At 64.7% G+C, this 15,016-nt stretch carries 13 protein-coding genes; 8 read left to right on the forward strand and 5 right to left on the reverse strand.

Features of this window, described 5'->3' with window-relative positions; all coding sequences use genetic code 11:
• Positions 1 to 2 precede the first annotated feature (2 nt).
• The 5 genes from GPICK_RS03630 to GPICK_RS03650 all read right to left on the reverse strand — a co-directional run bounded on the left by GPICK_RS03630 (position 3) and on the right by GPICK_RS03650 (position 5,858).
• Entirely contained in the window at positions 3 to 1,190 is a 1,188-nt protein-coding gene (locus GPICK_RS03630) for a class I SAM-dependent rRNA methyltransferase (RefSeq protein WP_039740597.1), read from the reverse strand.
• A 68-nt stretch (positions 1,191 to 1,258) separates the two neighbouring features.
• A complete protein-coding gene (locus tag GPICK_RS03635) occupies positions 1,259 to 1,534 on the reverse strand; it encodes an ArsR/SmtB family transcription factor (RefSeq protein WP_039740599.1) in 276 nt (91 codons plus the stop codon).
• A 117-nt stretch (positions 1,535 to 1,651) separates the two neighbouring features.
• Entirely contained in the window at positions 1,652 to 2,635 is a 984-nt protein-coding gene (locus GPICK_RS03640) for an ABC transporter ATP-binding protein (RefSeq protein WP_039740601.1), read from the reverse strand.
• On the reverse strand, positions 2,632 to 3,594 hold the full coding sequence (locus tag GPICK_RS03645) for an ABC transporter ATP-binding protein (protein WP_039740602.1): 963 nt from the start codon (positions 3,592 to 3,594) through the stop codon (positions 2,632 to 2,634). The genes GPICK_RS03640 and GPICK_RS03645 overlap by 4 nt, the downstream gene beginning before the upstream one ends.
• A gap of 116 nt (positions 3,595 to 3,710) precedes the next feature.
• The gene (locus tag GPICK_RS03650) at positions 3,711 to 5,858 is read right to left on the reverse strand and encodes an HD domain-containing phosphohydrolase (protein ID WP_407920195.1); all 2,148 of its coding nucleotides are present in this window, start codon (positions 5,856 to 5,858) and stop codon (positions 3,711 to 3,713) included.
• Positions 5,859 to 6,272: 414 nt separating this feature from the next.
• Here GPICK_RS03650 and GPICK_RS03655 point away from each other — a divergent pair, with 414 nt between their 5' ends.
• The 8 genes from GPICK_RS03655 to recJ all read left to right on the forward strand — a co-directional run bounded on the left by GPICK_RS03655 (position 6,273) and on the right by recJ (position 15,010).
• Complete coding sequence (locus GPICK_RS03655) at positions 6,273 to 7,388, forward strand: SpoIID/LytB domain-containing protein (RefSeq protein ID WP_039745232.1); 1,116 nt, start codon at positions 6,273 to 6,275, stop codon at positions 7,386 to 7,388.
• Complete coding sequence (queA, locus tag GPICK_RS03660; RefSeq protein WP_039740606.1) at positions 7,378 to 8,409, forward strand: tRNA preQ1(34) S-adenosylmethionine ribosyltransferase-isomerase QueA; 1,032 nt, start codon at positions 7,378 to 7,380, stop codon at positions 8,407 to 8,409. Before GPICK_RS03655 ends, queA begins: the two co-directional genes overlap by 11 nt.
• Before the next feature lie 62 nt (positions 8,410 to 8,471).
• Complete coding sequence (gene tgt, locus GPICK_RS03665) at positions 8,472 to 9,584, forward strand: tRNA guanosine(34) transglycosylase Tgt (protein ID WP_039740607.1); 1,113 nt, start codon at positions 8,472 to 8,474, stop codon at positions 9,582 to 9,584.
• Positions 9,585 to 9,619: 35 nt separating this feature from the next.
• Complete coding sequence (gene yajC / locus GPICK_RS03670; protein ID WP_039740608.1) at positions 9,620 to 9,946, forward strand: preprotein translocase subunit YajC; 327 nt, start codon at positions 9,620 to 9,622, stop codon at positions 9,944 to 9,946.
• 105 nt (positions 9,947 to 10,051) lie between these two features.
• The gene (gene secD, locus GPICK_RS03675) at positions 10,052 to 11,653 is read left to right on the forward strand and encodes a protein translocase subunit SecD (protein ID WP_039740610.1); all 1,602 of its coding nucleotides are present in this window, start codon (positions 10,052 to 10,054) and stop codon (positions 11,651 to 11,653) included.
• A gap of 10 nt (positions 11,654 to 11,663) precedes the next feature.
• A complete protein-coding gene (gene secF / locus GPICK_RS03680) occupies positions 11,664 to 12,572 on the forward strand; it encodes a protein translocase subunit SecF (RefSeq protein WP_039740612.1) in 909 nt (302 codons plus the stop codon).
• A gap of 12 nt (positions 12,573 to 12,584) precedes the next feature.
• Positions 12,585 to 13,181: a tetratricopeptide repeat protein gene (locus GPICK_RS03685; protein WP_039740614.1), complete on the forward strand. Its 597-nt coding sequence runs from the start codon at positions 12,585 to 12,587 to the stop codon at positions 13,179 to 13,181.
• Between the two features lie 107 nt (positions 13,182 to 13,288).
• On the forward strand, positions 13,289 to 15,010 hold the full coding sequence (gene recJ / locus GPICK_RS03690) for a single-stranded-DNA-specific exonuclease RecJ (RefSeq protein WP_039740616.1): 1,722 nt from the start codon (positions 13,289 to 13,291) through the stop codon (positions 15,008 to 15,010).
• Positions 15,011 to 15,016 lie beyond the last annotated feature (6 nt).

The raw sequence follows: 15,016 nt of genomic DNA on the forward strand, positions 1-15,016 counted from the left end.
CGTTACACCGCCTGCAGGATGAAACATTTCAGGTACTCGGTCTCCGGAACGGAGAGGAGTACCGGGTGGTCCGGGGCCTGGGAGCGGGATTCCACGAGCCGCATCGGCCGCCCCGCCTGCCGGGCCGCCTGGGCGAGGAGCTCACGGAACGGTTCCCTCCCCATGTGGTAGGAGCAGGTGCAGGTGATGAGGTACCCCCCCTCCTCCAGAAGCTCCATCCCCCGCCGGTTGATGGTCAGGTATCCCTTTTCCGCCTCCTTCAGCTGCTTGCGGCTCTTCACGAAGGCGGGGGGGTCGAGGACCACCACGTCGAAGCGCCGCCCCTCGTGCCTGAGGCTCCGCAACCGCTCGAAGGCGTCGCAGACCTCTGTCCGCACCACCTTTTCCACCCCGTTCAGCGTCGCGTTTTCCCGGGCAAGGGCCGCCGCCCGTTCCGAGATGTCGACGCAGGTCACCTCCGCCGCGCCGAAGCGGGCGGCATGGACCCCCCAGCTCCCCGAGTAGCAGAAACAGTCGAGCACCCGCCTCCCGGCCGCCATCCCCTTCAGCACCAGATGGTTTTCCTTCTGGTCGAGGAAATGTCCCGTCTTCTGCCCGCCGGCGAGATCAACCCGGAAGCGGAGCCCGTGCTCCACCGCTTCCACCGTCTCCGGAATCTCGCCGCAGAGCACCTCGATTCGCTCGTCGAGTCCTTCCAGCCCCCGGACCGCCACGTCGTTGCGGGCAATGATCCCCCGGGGGGCGAAGAGCTCCACCAGCGCCGCCACGATCGCCTCCCGCCGCCGCTCCATCCCCGCCGTCAGGATCTGGATTGAAAGCCAGTCGCCGTACCGGTCCACCACCAGGCCGGGGAGGAAATCCCCCTCGCCGTGAACCACCCGGCAGGTGGTCAGATCGGGGTAGAGCCGGCGCCGCAGCTCCGCCGCCCAGCCGATCCGCTCCCGGAAGAATGCCGCCGTGTCGATGTCGGTCCGCTCCCGGGAGAGGAGCCGCGCGGCGATGAGGGAGTGGGGATTGTAGTAGCCGGTGCCGAGGAATCCCCCGCCGGCGTCGTAGATCTCGGCCGCCGCGCCGGGGCTCTTTTCCCCCCGGATCTCCCGGATCTCGTTGCTGAAGACCCAGGGGTGCCCCCCCTTGATCCTCCGTTCTTCGCCGCGGGCGAGGGTGATGCGGATGGTCTGCTCTTCCATTGGTCATCTCCAAAAAAAATCCCCTCACGGGAGGGGATTCGGTTGTGTTGTGGTGTGGCGGGAACGGGTCAGCCGAGGACCTCGATCAGCTTCTTGGCCAGGGGGTGGACCACCGAGTAGTGGACCTCGACCCCTTCGCGTTTCCCCTCGATGATCCCCTTGTTCTTGAGGAGGGCGAGGTGCTGGGAAACGGTGGCCTGGGGGAGCCCCAGGCATTCCCAGATGTGCTTCACGTTGCACTCCCGCGTACAGAGGCCGGCCACGATCTTGAGCCGGATCGGATGGCCGAGGACCTTGAAAATCTCCGCTTCTTCGGTGAAGTTTCTGCTCTTGTCGAATTCCATGGGTCTCCTCGCAAACGGACCGGGAAGGCGGCGCCGGAAACGGCGCGCTCCCGGCAGGCTACAGACAATATCCAAATATATTTATATAGTTCCCAACCAGAACTGTCAAGAAAAAGGTCAGGCTCTGCAGAACAGTTTTTTACTGAAGTGGCAGGCGGCCTGGTGGCCGGTTTCTTTTTCTTCGAGGGGGGGCGAAACCGTGGCGCAGAGCGGCTCCGCATAGGGACAGCGGGGGTGGAAGGGGCAACCAGTGGGCGGGTCGAGGGGGGTGGGGGGATCACCGGTGAGGATGATCCGCTTTCTCTCCCGCGCTCCCCCCACGTGGGGAACGGCTGAGAGGAGTGCCTCGGTGTAGGGGTGCTGAAAGCGGGAAAAGACGGCATCGCGGGTGCCGAGCTCCACGATCCGGCCGAGGTACATCACCGCGACCCGGTCGCTCATGTGGCGCACCACCGAGAGGTCGTGGGCGATGAAGAGGAACGAGAGCCCGAACTCCTCCTTGAGTGCCTGGAGAAGGTTGATGATCTGGGCCTGGATGGAGAGGTCGAGGGCCGAGACCGGTTCGTCGGCGACGATCAGTTTCGGCGCGGCCGCCAGGGCGCGGGCGATGCCGATCCGCTGTCGCTGGCCGCCGGAAAACTCGTGGGGGTAGCGGTTGATCTGGTCCGCGGCGAGCCCCACCTTTGCCATCAGCTCCACAACCCGCTCCCGCCGCTCCTCCTTCGGGCCGATGCGGTGGATCGCCAGCGGCTCGCCGATGATCTCCCCCACCCGCATCCGTGGGTTGAGGGAGGAGAAGGGGTCCTGGAAGACCATCTGCACATCCTTGCGGAAGGCGGTGAGCTCTTCCCGGCGCATCCCGGCAAGCTCCCTGCCGCGGTAACGGATAACGCCGCCGTCCGCCGGGAGGAGGCCGGTGAGGATCCGGCCGACGGTGGATTTTCCGCACCCCGATTCGCCGGCAAGCCCGAGGGTCTCGCCCGGTGCGATCCGGAGGCTGACCCCGTCCACTGCCCTGAGTTCGCGCTTCGGGGCGAAGGGCCCCGCCGAGACGGCAAAGCTCTTGATCAGGTTGTCCGCTTCGAGAAGAGGTGTGTTCATCGGTATTTCCAGCACCGGACGCGGCGGCCCGGCTCGATTTCCTTGAGAGGGGGCGTTTCCCGGGCGCATTCCCATCGCTTGTCGGGGCAGCGGTCGCAGAAACCGCATCCCGTCAGCTCTTCCCGCAGTCCCGGCACCTGTCCCGGGATCGTCCGCAGGGGGCGGCCCGGCTCGCTTCGCTGGGGGAGCGAGCCGATGAGCCCTTCGGTGTAGGGGTGAAGGGGGGCAGCCAGGAGCCGCTCCGTCGGACCCTCCTCCACGATCCGCCCGGCGTACATCACCATGGTGCGGTCCGCCCGCTCGGCCACCACCCCGAGGTCGTGGGTGATGAGGAGCAGCGCCATGCCGATCTCGTGCCTGAGGCGGTCGAGGAGCTCCAGGATCTGGGCCTGGATGGTGACGTCGAGGGCGGTGGTCGGTTCGTCGGCGATGAGAAGCCTGGGCCGGCAGGCCAGGGCCATGGCGATCATGACCCGCTGCCGCATCCCTCCCGAAAGCTGGTGGGGATAGTCGCCGAGGCGCGCGGCGGGAGAGGGAATCCCGACCTGGACCAGGAGCCGGACCGCCTCTTCCCGGGCCTCCGCCCGGGAGAGTTTCCGGTGGAGCATGAGCCCTTCGGCGATCTGGCTTCCGATCCGGAAGACCGGGTTGAGGGAGGTCATCGGCTCCTGGAAGACCATGGAGATCCGGTCGCCCCGGATGCGCCGCATCTCTTCATCGCTTGCCCGCAGGAGATCCGTCCCCTCGAAGAGGATCTCCCCCCCCGCGATCTCTCCCGGAGGGGGGACGAGGCGGAGGATGGACGCGGCGGTGACGCTCTTGCCGCACCCCGATTCCCCCACGAGCGCCAGAGTTTCGCCGGCCTGGAGCTCAAGGTCGATGCCGTTCACGGCGTGAACGGTTCCGCCTGGCACCCGGAAGCGGGTGGTGAGCCCCTTGATGGAGAGGAGAACTGGCACGCGGAGATCCTGTCGGAAAATGGGGGTGGCGAGAAGGGCGACGACTCGCGAAGGTCGGAAACCTTATACCACGATCCCCGGGGGGCGGCAAACCGTAAATCGGGACGGGGGCGCGGTCAGAGGGGGCGGCTGCTGTAGTCGCTCATGGCGACCACTTTCCGCTCAAGGTACCGTTCTTCGGAGGGTGCTGCCGCGTCGTCCGGGGCGGTGCGGGCGAAGGTGAAGCCGAGGGCGCCGCTGGCGAGGAGTTCGACGAAGTGGCGGACGAGCTCGGGGTCGAACTGGCTGCCGGAGTGGTCCAGCAGCTCCTTCACCGCCGCCTCCACGGGGAGGGCCTTGCGGTAGGGGCGGTCGGAGGTCATGGCGTCGAAGGCGTCGGCGATGGCGAGGATCCGCGATTCATAGAGCATCTCGTCCGCCGTGAGTCGGTTGGGGTAGCCGCGGCCGTCGACCCGCTCGTGGTGCTGGCCGATGCAGGTGCGCACGTCCTGCAGGAAGCCGATGGGCTCCAGGATCTTCATGCCGATGACCGGGTGCTGGTGAAGCTGGTGGATGTCGTCGGGGGTCAGCTTCCCCTCCTTGTGGAGGAGGCTCAGGTCGATGCCGATCTTGCCGATGTCATGGAGGATGGCGGCCCGTTCGATCACCTTGAGCCGGTCGGCGGGGAGGCCGAGTTTTTTCGCCAGTTCCATGGAGTAGCGGGTGACCCGCTCCGAGTGGCCGCGGGTATAGCTGTCGCTCGCCTCGATGGCGGAGACCAGGGCCTGGATCGTGTGAAGGTAGGTCGCCTGCTGCTCGTCGTAGAGCTGGGCGTTCTTGATGGCGATGCTCGCCTGGGCGGCGATGGTGGCGAGCAGTTCCAGCTCTTCGGCGTTGTAGGTGGTGTTGTCGACCTTGTTGACGACGGTGATGGTGCCGATGATCTCGTCCTTCACCATGAGCGGCGCGCAGACGAGGGTCTTGCGCTCGTAGCCGAGGGCGCTGTAACGGTCGAATTCGGGATGCTCGTTGATGTCGGTGATGAGCAGTGGCTTGCGGTTCTCGATGACCCACGTGGAGACGCTGGATGGCTTCATCGGGATCGTCGCCCCTGCCGGCCGGTGATCGTGCCCCAGGAGAGTGGTCACCCGCAGCAGGCTGTCGCCGGGGGAGTAGAGGATGATGTAGCCGATCTGGGCCTGCAGCGTCGATACCGCGGTCTGGACGACGAGGGTGAAGAGCCGGTCGAGGTCGATGGTGGAGTTGACGGCGAGTCCCACCTTGTAGAGCGTTGAGAGTCGCGCCACGGCCCGCTCCAGGGTGGCATTCTTGTCTTCCAGTTCGCTGGCGAGGTCGGCGATCTTGTAGTTCGCTTCTTCGATCTCCTCGATCCGCTCCTCCATGTTGACGTTGAGGTTCTCTATCTCCCGGAGTTGCTCCTCCAGCTTCTGGTTCATGAGGTGCATCTCGTGGTGGTGGGCAAGCTTCGACTGGGCGCGGGCGAGTTCCCGTTCGTGGCCGATGGTGGTGTCCATGTAGAACCGGAGCTTGTTCACCATCATGTTGAAGTTGTCGGAGAGGGCCGCCATTTCCATGCTGCTGGTGAGGCTGGCCGAAACGGTGAAGTCCCCCTTTTCAATCCGCTGCATCGACGAGATGATCGTCTTGAGGGGGCGGTTCACGTAGGCGTTCAGGAAGAGGGCGATGGTGATGAGGATGAGGGTTACCATGACGAGCGTCGACACCGAGGAGTACTGCTTCCCCTTCGTCAGATACGCCTCAAGGTATTTGACCGACAGCTCCATCTCGAGGGCGCCGAGGAGGACCTGTCGCGCGTCGTGGCAACCGTGGCAGGCGGGACGGTTGTAGATGGGGGAGATGCTCTCGAATACCGGCTCGTCCCCGTTTTCCTCATGGGTGATGAGGCTGACGCGGCTGCCGCTCTTGAACAACGCGAGTTCATCGGGTCTGACCGTCTTGCCGATGTCCGCCTTGTCCGCGGAGTTGAGGATCTTCCCCTTCTCGTCGAAGATGCGGATCTCCTCGATGGTGTCGCGGGACTTGAGGCGGGCAAGGATGCGCTGCACCTCGTCGGAACGCCCCCCCAGCATGACCCCCTCGATGTTGTTCTGGACGGTGGCGGCGAGGAGGGCCGCGTTCCGGGCCGAGATCTGGGTGACGATCTGCCGCTGGTTGCGGTATTCCAGATAGCTCACCGCCACGACGATCACCACCACGATCAGGGTGATCAGCCCGAGAATTTTTATCTTGAGGGAATTCACTATGTGAGCCTCGGGGCGAATCGACGGCGCGAAGTCATCATATGACTTATTATTGCAATATTTTTCGGCGAAATGGCGATTATTTTCATTTCATTATAGGTCTCTTCGGGCTGCTCGGACGCTTCCTGAAAGAGGGTGCCGCCGACGCCGGTCAGGGTGCGCCGCGCCTGCGGCGGAGGGGCTCCGGCGCTGGCCCGAAATGCTTGACAATGCGCCGGTCTGCACCTATGATTACGAACCGGAATGGAACGAAATGGCAGTTATCAATTCGATATAGCAATTCGTTTGCCAAAACCGATGGCTCTGTCGGGTGTCCGAAGCAGGGCGAGCAGGGGGGAGCGTCTCTTCCCCCATTTGTATTTATCGGAAGATTTCGGGAAAAGTTGAGCGGAAGGTAGCTGGAGTACCGTGAAGAACATAGTTGCCATAGCCGCGTTGCTGGTCCTGCTTGTGGCACCGGCTTGCGGCGCGTCGGTCCGGCAGGAAAATGTCAGGGTTGCCCTGGTGAAGGGGGTAGAAAGCATCCGCATCGACGGGGATGGTGTTCTGGCTACCGACGAAGGGGGGACGCCCCTCCGGCTGGCGCTTCCGCTCCCGGCGAAACGTGTCCGGGAGGGGGTTTCGATCGGCGGGAAAACCGTCCGCAGGCTCGTCCTCGCCTCCCCCGGAGCCGTTCAGGTGAACGGCAAGCGGTACCGCGGCACCATCGAGGTGCTCCCCCAGGATAAGGGGCTTCTCGTGGTGGACGAGCTCCCCATCGAGGAATACCTGGTCGGTCTCATCAACTGCGAGATCTCGTCCCTTTGGCCGATGGAGGCGATCAAGGCCCAGGCCGTGGTGGCCCGGACCTATGCGGTTTACCAGAAGCGGGTCAGGGCCGGCGCTCTCTACCATCTGGAGTCATCAGTCCTCGACCAGGTTTACGACGGGTGCGACATCGAGGACAGCCGCGCCGCCCGCGGGGTCAAAGAGACTGCCGGCGAGGTGCTGACCTATGGAGGGCAGCCGATTCAGGCCTTTTATCACTCGAACTGCGGCGGCCGGACCGAGGTGGCGGAAAACGTCTGGGGGTTCCGGCTCCCGTACCTGCGTAGCGTCGAGTGCGCCTACTGCGCCGCCAACCCCTCCGCCCGGTGGGAACAGACCCTTTCCCTGAAGAAGCTCGAATCGCTCCTCAAAGGGGGGGGGGTGTCGGTGCCGGGGCTTCGGGATATCCGTGAGGGGAAGCGGAACGAGAGCGGGCGGCTTGCCGACCTGATTCTCGTCTCATCGCGGGGAACGACCACCGTTTCGGCGGTCACCTTCCGCAAGATAGTCGGCTACACGGTCGTCAAGAGCACGAACTTTCAGGTAAAGGTCGCCGACGACGGGGTGACGCTCACCGGAGTGGGGTACGGCCACGGGGTGGGGCTCTGCCAGTGGGGAGCCAAGCAGCGGGCCGCGGACGGCTTTTCCTACCGGGAGATCCTGAACTACTACTATCCCGGCGCAGTTCTCGAGCGAAGCGCCGCGGGGCGTGACGATGCTCGTTGACGACTTCGCTTACCCCCTTCCTCCCGAACTGGTGGCACAGGAGCCGCTCCCCCGGCGCGACGCCACCCGCCTCATGACGGTGGATCGGGCGCGGGGAGAGATCGGCGAGCGCCCCTTCCGCGAGATCGCAGCACTCTTCGCTCCCGGAGATCTCCTCGTCGTGAACGATACGCGGGTGATCCCGGCACGGCTCCACGGTCGCAAGGAGAGCGGCGGCAAGGTGGAGATCTTTCTGGTCAGGCGGCTTCCCGCGGAGGGTGAGCGGTGGCTCTGCCTGCTCCGTTCGTCGAAGCCGTCCCGTCCCGGAACGGTCGTCTCCCTTGCCGAGGGGGTGACCGCGACGGTCGTCTCCCGCGTGGACGGCGATACGTGGGAGGTGGCGTTTTCGCCGGACGAAGGGTTCGACGCCTGGCTCGACCGGGTGGGGGCCATGCCGCTTCCCCCCTACATCCGGCGGGAGTCCGGCGATTACGACCGGGAACGGTATCAGACGGTCTTTGCCTGCAACCGTGGTGCCGTGGCGGCTCCCACGGCGGGGCTGCACATGACCGACGACCTCCTCGCCGAACTGCGAGGGGGTGGCGTGGAGGTCGCACCCCTCACGCTCCATGTGGGCCTCGGCACCTTCATGCCGATCCGGGTGAAGTCCATCGAGGAGCACCGGATGCACCGCGAGCGCTACGCCATCCCCGAATCCACAGCCCGAGCGGTGGCTGAGCGGAAACGAAACGGCGGACGGGTGGTCGCCCTCGGAACTACGGTCTGCCGGACCCTCGAACAGGCGGCTGCCGCCGACGGCACCGTGCCGGCGGGGGAGGGGGAGGCCGGTATTTTCATTTATCCCGGCTACCGGTTCAAGACCGTGGATGCCCTCATTACCAATTTTCACCTGCCGAAGTCGACCCTGCTGATGCTCGTCTCCGCCTTTGCGGGAAAGGAGTTGCTCTTCAGGGCCTACGGCGAGGCGGTGGCACGGCGTTTCCGCTTTTTCAGCTATGGAGACGCCATGTTCGTATCATGAAAACCGGCATCGTGGCCTCCGTCGCCCGGCGCCGGAACGTTTGAGAGGTTTGAAAGGTTTCCTTGCCCGCACTCGATTTCACACTGATTACGCAGGACGGCAACGCCCGTCTCGGCTCTTTGACAACCCCCCGTGGCACCATCGAGACACCGATTTTCATGCCGGTGGGGACCCAGGCGACGGTGAAGGCGATGACCCCGGAGGAGCTGACCGGCATCGGGGCGCAGATCATCCTGGCCAATACCTATCACCTCTATATCCGCCCCGGGCACGAGGTGGTGCGGCGGCTCGGCGGCCTCCACCGCTTCATGCACTGGGACCGCCCGATCCTGACCGACAGCGGCGGATTCCAGGTTTTCAGCCTTAACGATCTGCGCAAGATCACCGAAGAGGGGGTCCGGTTCCGCTCCCATCTGGACGGCTCCTATCACTTCATTTCTCCCGAGGATGCCATCGCCATCCAGGAGGCCCTCGGCAGCGACATCGCCATGTGCTTCGACGAATGCACCCCCTACCCGGCGACCCACGACTACGCCCGCCGCTCCATGGAGATGACCTCCCGCTGGGCCCGGCGCTGCAAGGAGGCGCGGCGCCGCGAGGATCAGGCGCTTTTCGGCATTGTCCAGGGGGGGATGTACCGCGACCTGCGGGAGCGCAGTGCCATGGAGCTGCGGGAGATCGGATTCGACGGTTACGCGGTGGGAGGGCTCTCGGTCGGCGAAGAGAAGGAGCTGATGTACGAGGTGATGGAATATGCCGCGCCGATGCTCCCTGCGGACCGTCCCCGCTACGTGATGGGGATCGGGGCGCCGGAGGATCTGATCGAGGCGGTCCACCACGGTTTCGACATGTTCGACTGCGTCATGCCGACCCGTAACGCCCGCAACGGGATGCTCTTCACCTCCTTCGGGCGGGTGAACATCAAGGGGGCCGCCTATGCCGAGGACAACGGCCCTCTGGACCCCGAATGCGACTGCTACGTCTGCCGCAATTACAGCCGGGCCTATCTGCGCCACCTCTACCGTTCGGGGGAGATCCTCTCCGCCCGGCTGAACACGTACCACAATCTGCACTACTATCTTTCCCTCATGGCGCAGGCGCGGGCCGCCATCGCCGAGGGGAGGTTTGCCGCGTTCCGGCGTGAATTCTACGCCAAGCGGACCCTGAGCGTTTAGCTCTTCACTTTACTTGTTATTCGGAGGTTACACAGATGCTAGGACTTGCGTTTGCCATGGCGGGACAACCGGGAGGAGCTCCCCAAGGGGGCGCCCAAGCGGCATTCATGAACATCGTGCCGCTCATCTTCATGTTTGCGATCTTCTACTTTCTCCTGATCCGTCCCCAGCAGAAGAAGGCCAAGGAGCACCGGGCACTGCTCGACTCCCTCAAGAAGGGGGACCTGGTGGTGACCGCCGCCGGGATCCACGGCAAGGTGAGCGGCATCGACGGCGACGTGGTGACGCTGGAGATCGCCCCCGGCATCAATATCAAGGTCGGTAAGGGGTACATCGCCAGCCTGACCAAGGCCGACAAGTAGCACGCGCTTCCCGATCACCCCGGCGCCGGTGTCTGCCCGCCGTGCCGGTGGTGATCGGGAATGACCCCACGTTACCCACTGACTTTTTCGAAAGGAGCTGCGCGCATGTCCAAGGGGCTTACCTGGCGCTTCAGCCTCATCGTGCTCTTTATCCTGCTGTCATTCCTCTACCTGACCCCGACCCTGGTCTCTCCGCTGCCGTCGTGGTGGAAGGGGATTCTTCCCAAGGACCGGATCCATCTTGGCCTCGACCTCCAGGGGGGAACCCACCTGGTAATGGAGGTCGACACCCCCAAGGCGGTTGAAGGGACGCTCGACCTCATCGTCACCGACCTCGAGGATTCCCTCGCCACCAAGACCCTCCGGTTCAAGAAGATCGGTCGGGTCGCTGCCGACCGGATTCAGCTCACCTTCTACGAGCGGGGGACCGCCGATGCGGTCCAGAAGATGCTCAAGGAGAAATATCCGACGCTGGAGCTGGTCCCTCCCTACGACGATGGGGGATTCGTGAGCATGCAGCTCAGGATGGGCGAGAAGGAGGCCCAGGAGCGCAAGGACCGCGCCGTGGCCCAGGCCCTGGAGACGATCCGCAACCGGATTGACCAGTTCGGCGTCTCCGAACCGGTCATCGCCCGTGAAGGGCTCGCCAACATCGTCGTGCAGCTCCCTGGCATCAAGGATCCGAAACGGGCCATTGAGCTCATCGGCCGCACCGCCCGCCTCGAGTTCAAACTGGTGGATGAGGCAGTCAATGCCGCCACCGCCACCCCGGGGACCGTGCCCGAGGATGACGAGATGCTGGTGGAGAAGCGGACCGACGTCACCACCGGCGCCGTGACCGAGACCCCCCTGGTGGTGAAGAAGAAGGCGATCATCACCGGCGACCTCCTGACCGACGCCCAGGTCCGGATCGATTCCCAGTTCAACCGTCCCTACGTCGCCATCGAGTTTAACTCCACCGGTGCCCGGCTCTTCGATCAGGTGACCGCCGCCAACGTGGGGAAACGTTTTGCCATCGTCCTCGACAACACCATCTACTCGGCTCCGGTGATCCGGGAGCGGATCTCCGGGGGAAGCGCCCAGATCTCCGGCTCGTTCTCCGAAAAGGAGGCGGCGGACCTCGCCATTGTGCTCCGCGCCGGCTCTCTCCCCGCCCCGGTCAAGATCGCCCAGAACGTGACGGTGGGCCCCTCCCTCGGCCAGGACTCCATCACCAAGGGGCTCATGGCGGGTCTCGTGGGGGTCGCCCTCGTGGTGGTCTTCATGGCGATCTACTACAAGCTCTGCGGCATCGTCGCCAACATCGGGATGGTGCTGAACGTGGTCTACCTCATGGGCTCGCTGGCGGCACTGGGGGCAACCCTCACCCTGCCGGGGATCGCGGCCATCGTTCTTCTTATCGGGATGTCGGTCGACTCCAACGTCCTGATCTTCGAACGGATCCGGGAGGAACTGCGGCTCGGCAAGCCCCCCAAGGCGGCGCTTGACGCCGGCTATGACAAGGCGTTCCTGACCATCATGGACTCCCACGTGACCACCCTCATCACCGCTGCGGTCCTCTTCCAGTTCGGAACCGGACCGGTGAAGGGCTTTGCGGTCTCGCTGAGCCTCGGGGTCATCATCAACCTCTTCACCTCGCTCCTCGGGACCAAGGCGATCTTCGACCTTGTCCTCGGCCGCGTGCGGGTGAAGCGTCTGAGCGTATAGGGGGGAGCGCATGGAATTCATCGGAAAGACCCACATCGATTTCATCGGCAAGAAGAACATTTCCTTTGCCATCTCGGCCATCATCGCCATCATCGGCATCATCGGCATCGTCCGGATCGCCCTGGGGACCGCCAACATGGGGATCGACTTCTCGGGCGGCACTGCGGTCCAGCTCAAATTCGCCCAGCCGGTCCATATCGACAAGGCCCGGGAGGCCCTGGCGCGGCACGGGATGAAGGAGGCCAATCTCCAGGAGATCACGGGAGGAAACAAGCTCCTCGTGAAGGTCGGGAAGACTTCCGTCGCCCAGGCCAATGCGGCCGATCTGATCCAGGATGCGTTCCGCAAGGAGCTGGCCGGCAACCAGTTCGTGGTGGAGAGTTCCACCGAGATCGGCCCCGCCATCGGTGACAAGCTCCGCAAGGACACCCTGGTCGCCGTGGCAATCTCCATGCTCGGCATCGTCATCTACATCGCCTGGCGCTTCGATTTCAAGTTCGGTATCGGCGCCCTGGTGGCGACCCTCCACGATGTTCTGGCGATGTTCGCCGTTTTCTTCATCATGAACAAGGAGGTGAACCTCCTCTTCATCACCGCCGTTCTCACCATCGCGGGTTATTCCCTCACCGATACGGTGGTCGTGTTCGACCGGATCCGGGAGAACATGCACAAGAATACGAAGGATTCCCTGGTTACTATTTTCAATGGGAGCATCAACGAGGTCCTTTCCCGTACCATCATCACGTCGCTTACCACGTTCCTCGCGTCGGCCGCCCTCTTCTTCTTCGGCGGCGAGGTGATCCACGACTTCGCTCTGGCGCTCCTCGTGGGCGTGGCGGTCGGAACCTATTCCTCGATCTTCGTGGCGAGCCCCATCGTCGAGGTCTGGGGCGACCGGGTGAAGGTGAGCAAGGCGTAAGCGGAGAGTCAGATGAAAAAGGAAAACGTCCTGTACGCAGTCGTCGCGCTCCTGGTAGGTCTCCTCGGCGGATACCTCGTTTTCAGCATCAGCGGTAAGAGTCAATCGCCGGTCAATGCCGGAATCCCCGCCGGCGGGGGGGCTCCCGTCGACTACCAGCAGCGGATCGCCGAGGCCGAAAAGGTCGTGGCCCGCGAACCGGGGAATCTTCAGGCCTGGGTCCAGCTCGGCAACGACTATTTCGACACCGATCAGCCCCAGAAGGCGGTCAATGCCTATGGCAAGGCCCTGGAACTGGATCCCAACAATCCGAACATCCTCACCGACCAGGGGATCATGTTCAAGCGGGTCGGGTGGTTCGACCGGGCCGTGGCTAACTTCGAAAAGGCGCAGAAGATCGACCCCAAGCATGTCCAGAGCCTCTATAACCTCGGGGTCGTCTACATGGACGATCTGAAGCAGCCCGACAAGGCGATCGCGGTGTGGACCCGCTACCTTGAGTTGGATCCGACAAGCCCCAGCGCCCAGCAGATTCGAGGGCTCATCGAGCAGGCCCGGGGGGCGCAACAGTCGAAAGGCGCCACGCCGGCGCCGCTCTTCAAGAAGTGACAGACAGAAACTCCCCGCTCCGGCGGGGATTTTTGTTCCGGGTACGTCGATGGCGGTGCTGCCGGATGACGTGCCGGAGGATTATTCCGTGAAGCAAGGTCGTGCCGATGGAACCTGTTAGCGAGAGGCGCTGGATCGTGCGGGAAAGCAACCCCGCCGTGGCGGAGGCGATTGCCCGCGATGGCGGAGTTGCGCCGCTGGTGGCGCGCCTCCTCGCCGGCCGGGGGGTGTCCGGTGGAGAGGGCGCCCGGCGTTTTCTCGCGTCGACCCTCGCCGACATCCGCGATCCGTTCCTGCTCAAGGGGATGGACGAGGCCGTGACACGGCTTGCCGCGGCACTCCGTGACGACGAGCCGGTCTGCGTCTATGGCGATTACGACGTGGACGGGGTGAGCTCCACGGCCCTGCTGATGGGGTTTTTCAGGAGCGTCGGCCTGCGCTGTTTTTCCCATATCCCCCGGCGCCTGACGGACGGGTACGGCCTCTCCGCTGACGGCATCCGGACCGCGGCCGCGGCGGGGGCGCGGGTGATCGTCACGGTCGACTGCGGCATCACCGCCTGCGCCGAGGCCGACCTCTGCACCTCCCTCGGGGTCGATCTGATCGTCACCGACCACCATACCCAGGGAGCGGCGCTTCCCCGGGCCTGTGCCGTCATCAACCCCAACCAGGACGGCTGTCCGTACCCTTTCAAGGCCCTGGCGGGGGTCGGCGTCGCCTTCAATCTGGCGATCGCCCTGCGGAGGCGGCTGCGGGCGACCGGCCTCTTTGCCGGCCGTTGCGAGCCGAACCTGCGGGAGTACCTCGACCTGGTGGCCCTCGGCACCGTTGCCGACGTGGTGCCGCTGGCGGAGGAAAACCGCATCTTCGTGAAACATGGGCTGAAGGAGCTGACCACCGCGCCGCGGGCCGGAATCCGGGCGCTCAAGCAGGTGGCCGGCGTTACGGGCGAGGTGGGATGCGGCGCCGTGGGGTTCCGGCTGGCGCCACGGCTCAATGCGGCGGGAAGGCTGGAGGATGCGGCCCTGGGGGTGGAGCTCCTCCTTGAGGGCGATCATGGGCGGGCCGCAACGATCGCCACCCTCCTCGACGAGAGCAACGCCGAGCGCCAGGAGGTGGAGCGGGAGATCCTCGCCGACGCCCTGGCACAGGTGAAGGGGGATCCCTCCCTGCGGGAGAAACGGAGCATCGTCCTCGCTTCCGAAACGTGGCATCCGGGGGTGATCGGGATCGTGGCGTCGCGGCTGGTTGACATCTTTCACCGCCCCACCATCCTTATTGCCCTCCGCGACGGCAGCGGCCGAGGATCGGGGCGGAGCATCGCCGGGTTTCACCTCCACGATGCGCTGGCGGCCTGCGGCGAGCATCTGGAGAAATTTGGAGGCCATCGGCAGGCGGCGGGGCTCTCCATCGATGAAGCGACGCTCGATGCGTTCGTCGCCCGTTTCGAGGAGGTGGCCGCCGGCCTTCTCACCCCCGAGGATTTGACCCCCGTCCTCGTCGCCGATGCGGAACTCTCGCCCGCGGAGGTGACGCCGGAGTTGCTGGAGGCGGTGGCGGCCCTGGAACCCTTCGGGATGGGGAACCCCGAGCCACTCTTCATCCTGCGCGGCGCCGCGGTGACGGAGCGCCGGATCCTGAAGGAGCACCATCTGAAGCTGCGCCTCGCGGCCGCCGGCCGCACCTTCGACGCCATCGGCTTCAACCTGGCGGAGCAGGGGCGCTCGGCGGGGGATACGGTGGACGTCGCCTTCTCTCTCCGCTGGAACGAGTGGAACGGCGGGCGTGGAATGCAGCTTGCCCTCAAGGATATCAGAGAGGCCCGATGACGATGT

It is taken from the genome of Geobacter pickeringii, from assembly GCF_000817955.1.
GTDB lineage: Bacteria > Desulfobacterota > Desulfuromonadia > Geobacterales > Geobacteraceae > Geobacter > Geobacter pickeringii.

Bases quoted from the DNA above. Each gene is read 5' to 3' on its own strand.
- yajC (WP_039740608.1), top strand. From the start codon at position 9,620: ATGCTAGGACTTGCGTTTGCCATGGCGGGACAACCGGGAGGAGCTCCC.
- queA (WP_039740606.1), top strand. From the start codon at position 7,378: ATGCTCGTTGACGACTTCGCTTACCCCCTTCCTCCCGAACTGGTGGCA.
- secD (WP_039740610.1), top strand. From the start codon at position 10,052: ATGTCCAAGGGGCTTACCTGGCGCTTCAGCCTCATCGTGCTCTTTATC.
- GPICK_RS03635 (WP_039740599.1), bottom strand. From the start codon at position 1,534: ATGGAATTCGACAAGAGCAGAAACTTCACCGAAGAAGCGGAGATTTTC.
- GPICK_RS03685 (WP_039740614.1), top strand. From the start codon at position 12,585: ATGAAAAAGGAAAACGTCCTGTACGCAGTCGTCGCGCTCCTGGTAGGT.
- GPICK_RS03630 (WP_039740597.1), bottom strand. From the start codon at position 1,190: ATGGAAGAGCAGACCATCCGCATCACCCTCGCCCGCGGCGAAGAACGG.
- secF (WP_039740612.1), top strand. From the start codon at position 11,664: ATGGAATTCATCGGAAAGACCCACATCGATTTCATCGGCAAGAAGAAC.
- recJ (WP_039740616.1), top strand. From the start codon at position 13,289: ATGGAACCTGTTAGCGAGAGGCGCTGGATCGTGCGGGAAAGCAACCCC.
- GPICK_RS03640 (WP_039740601.1), bottom strand. From the start codon at position 2,635: ATGAACACACCTCTTCTCGAAGCGGACAACCTGATCAAGAGCTTTGCC.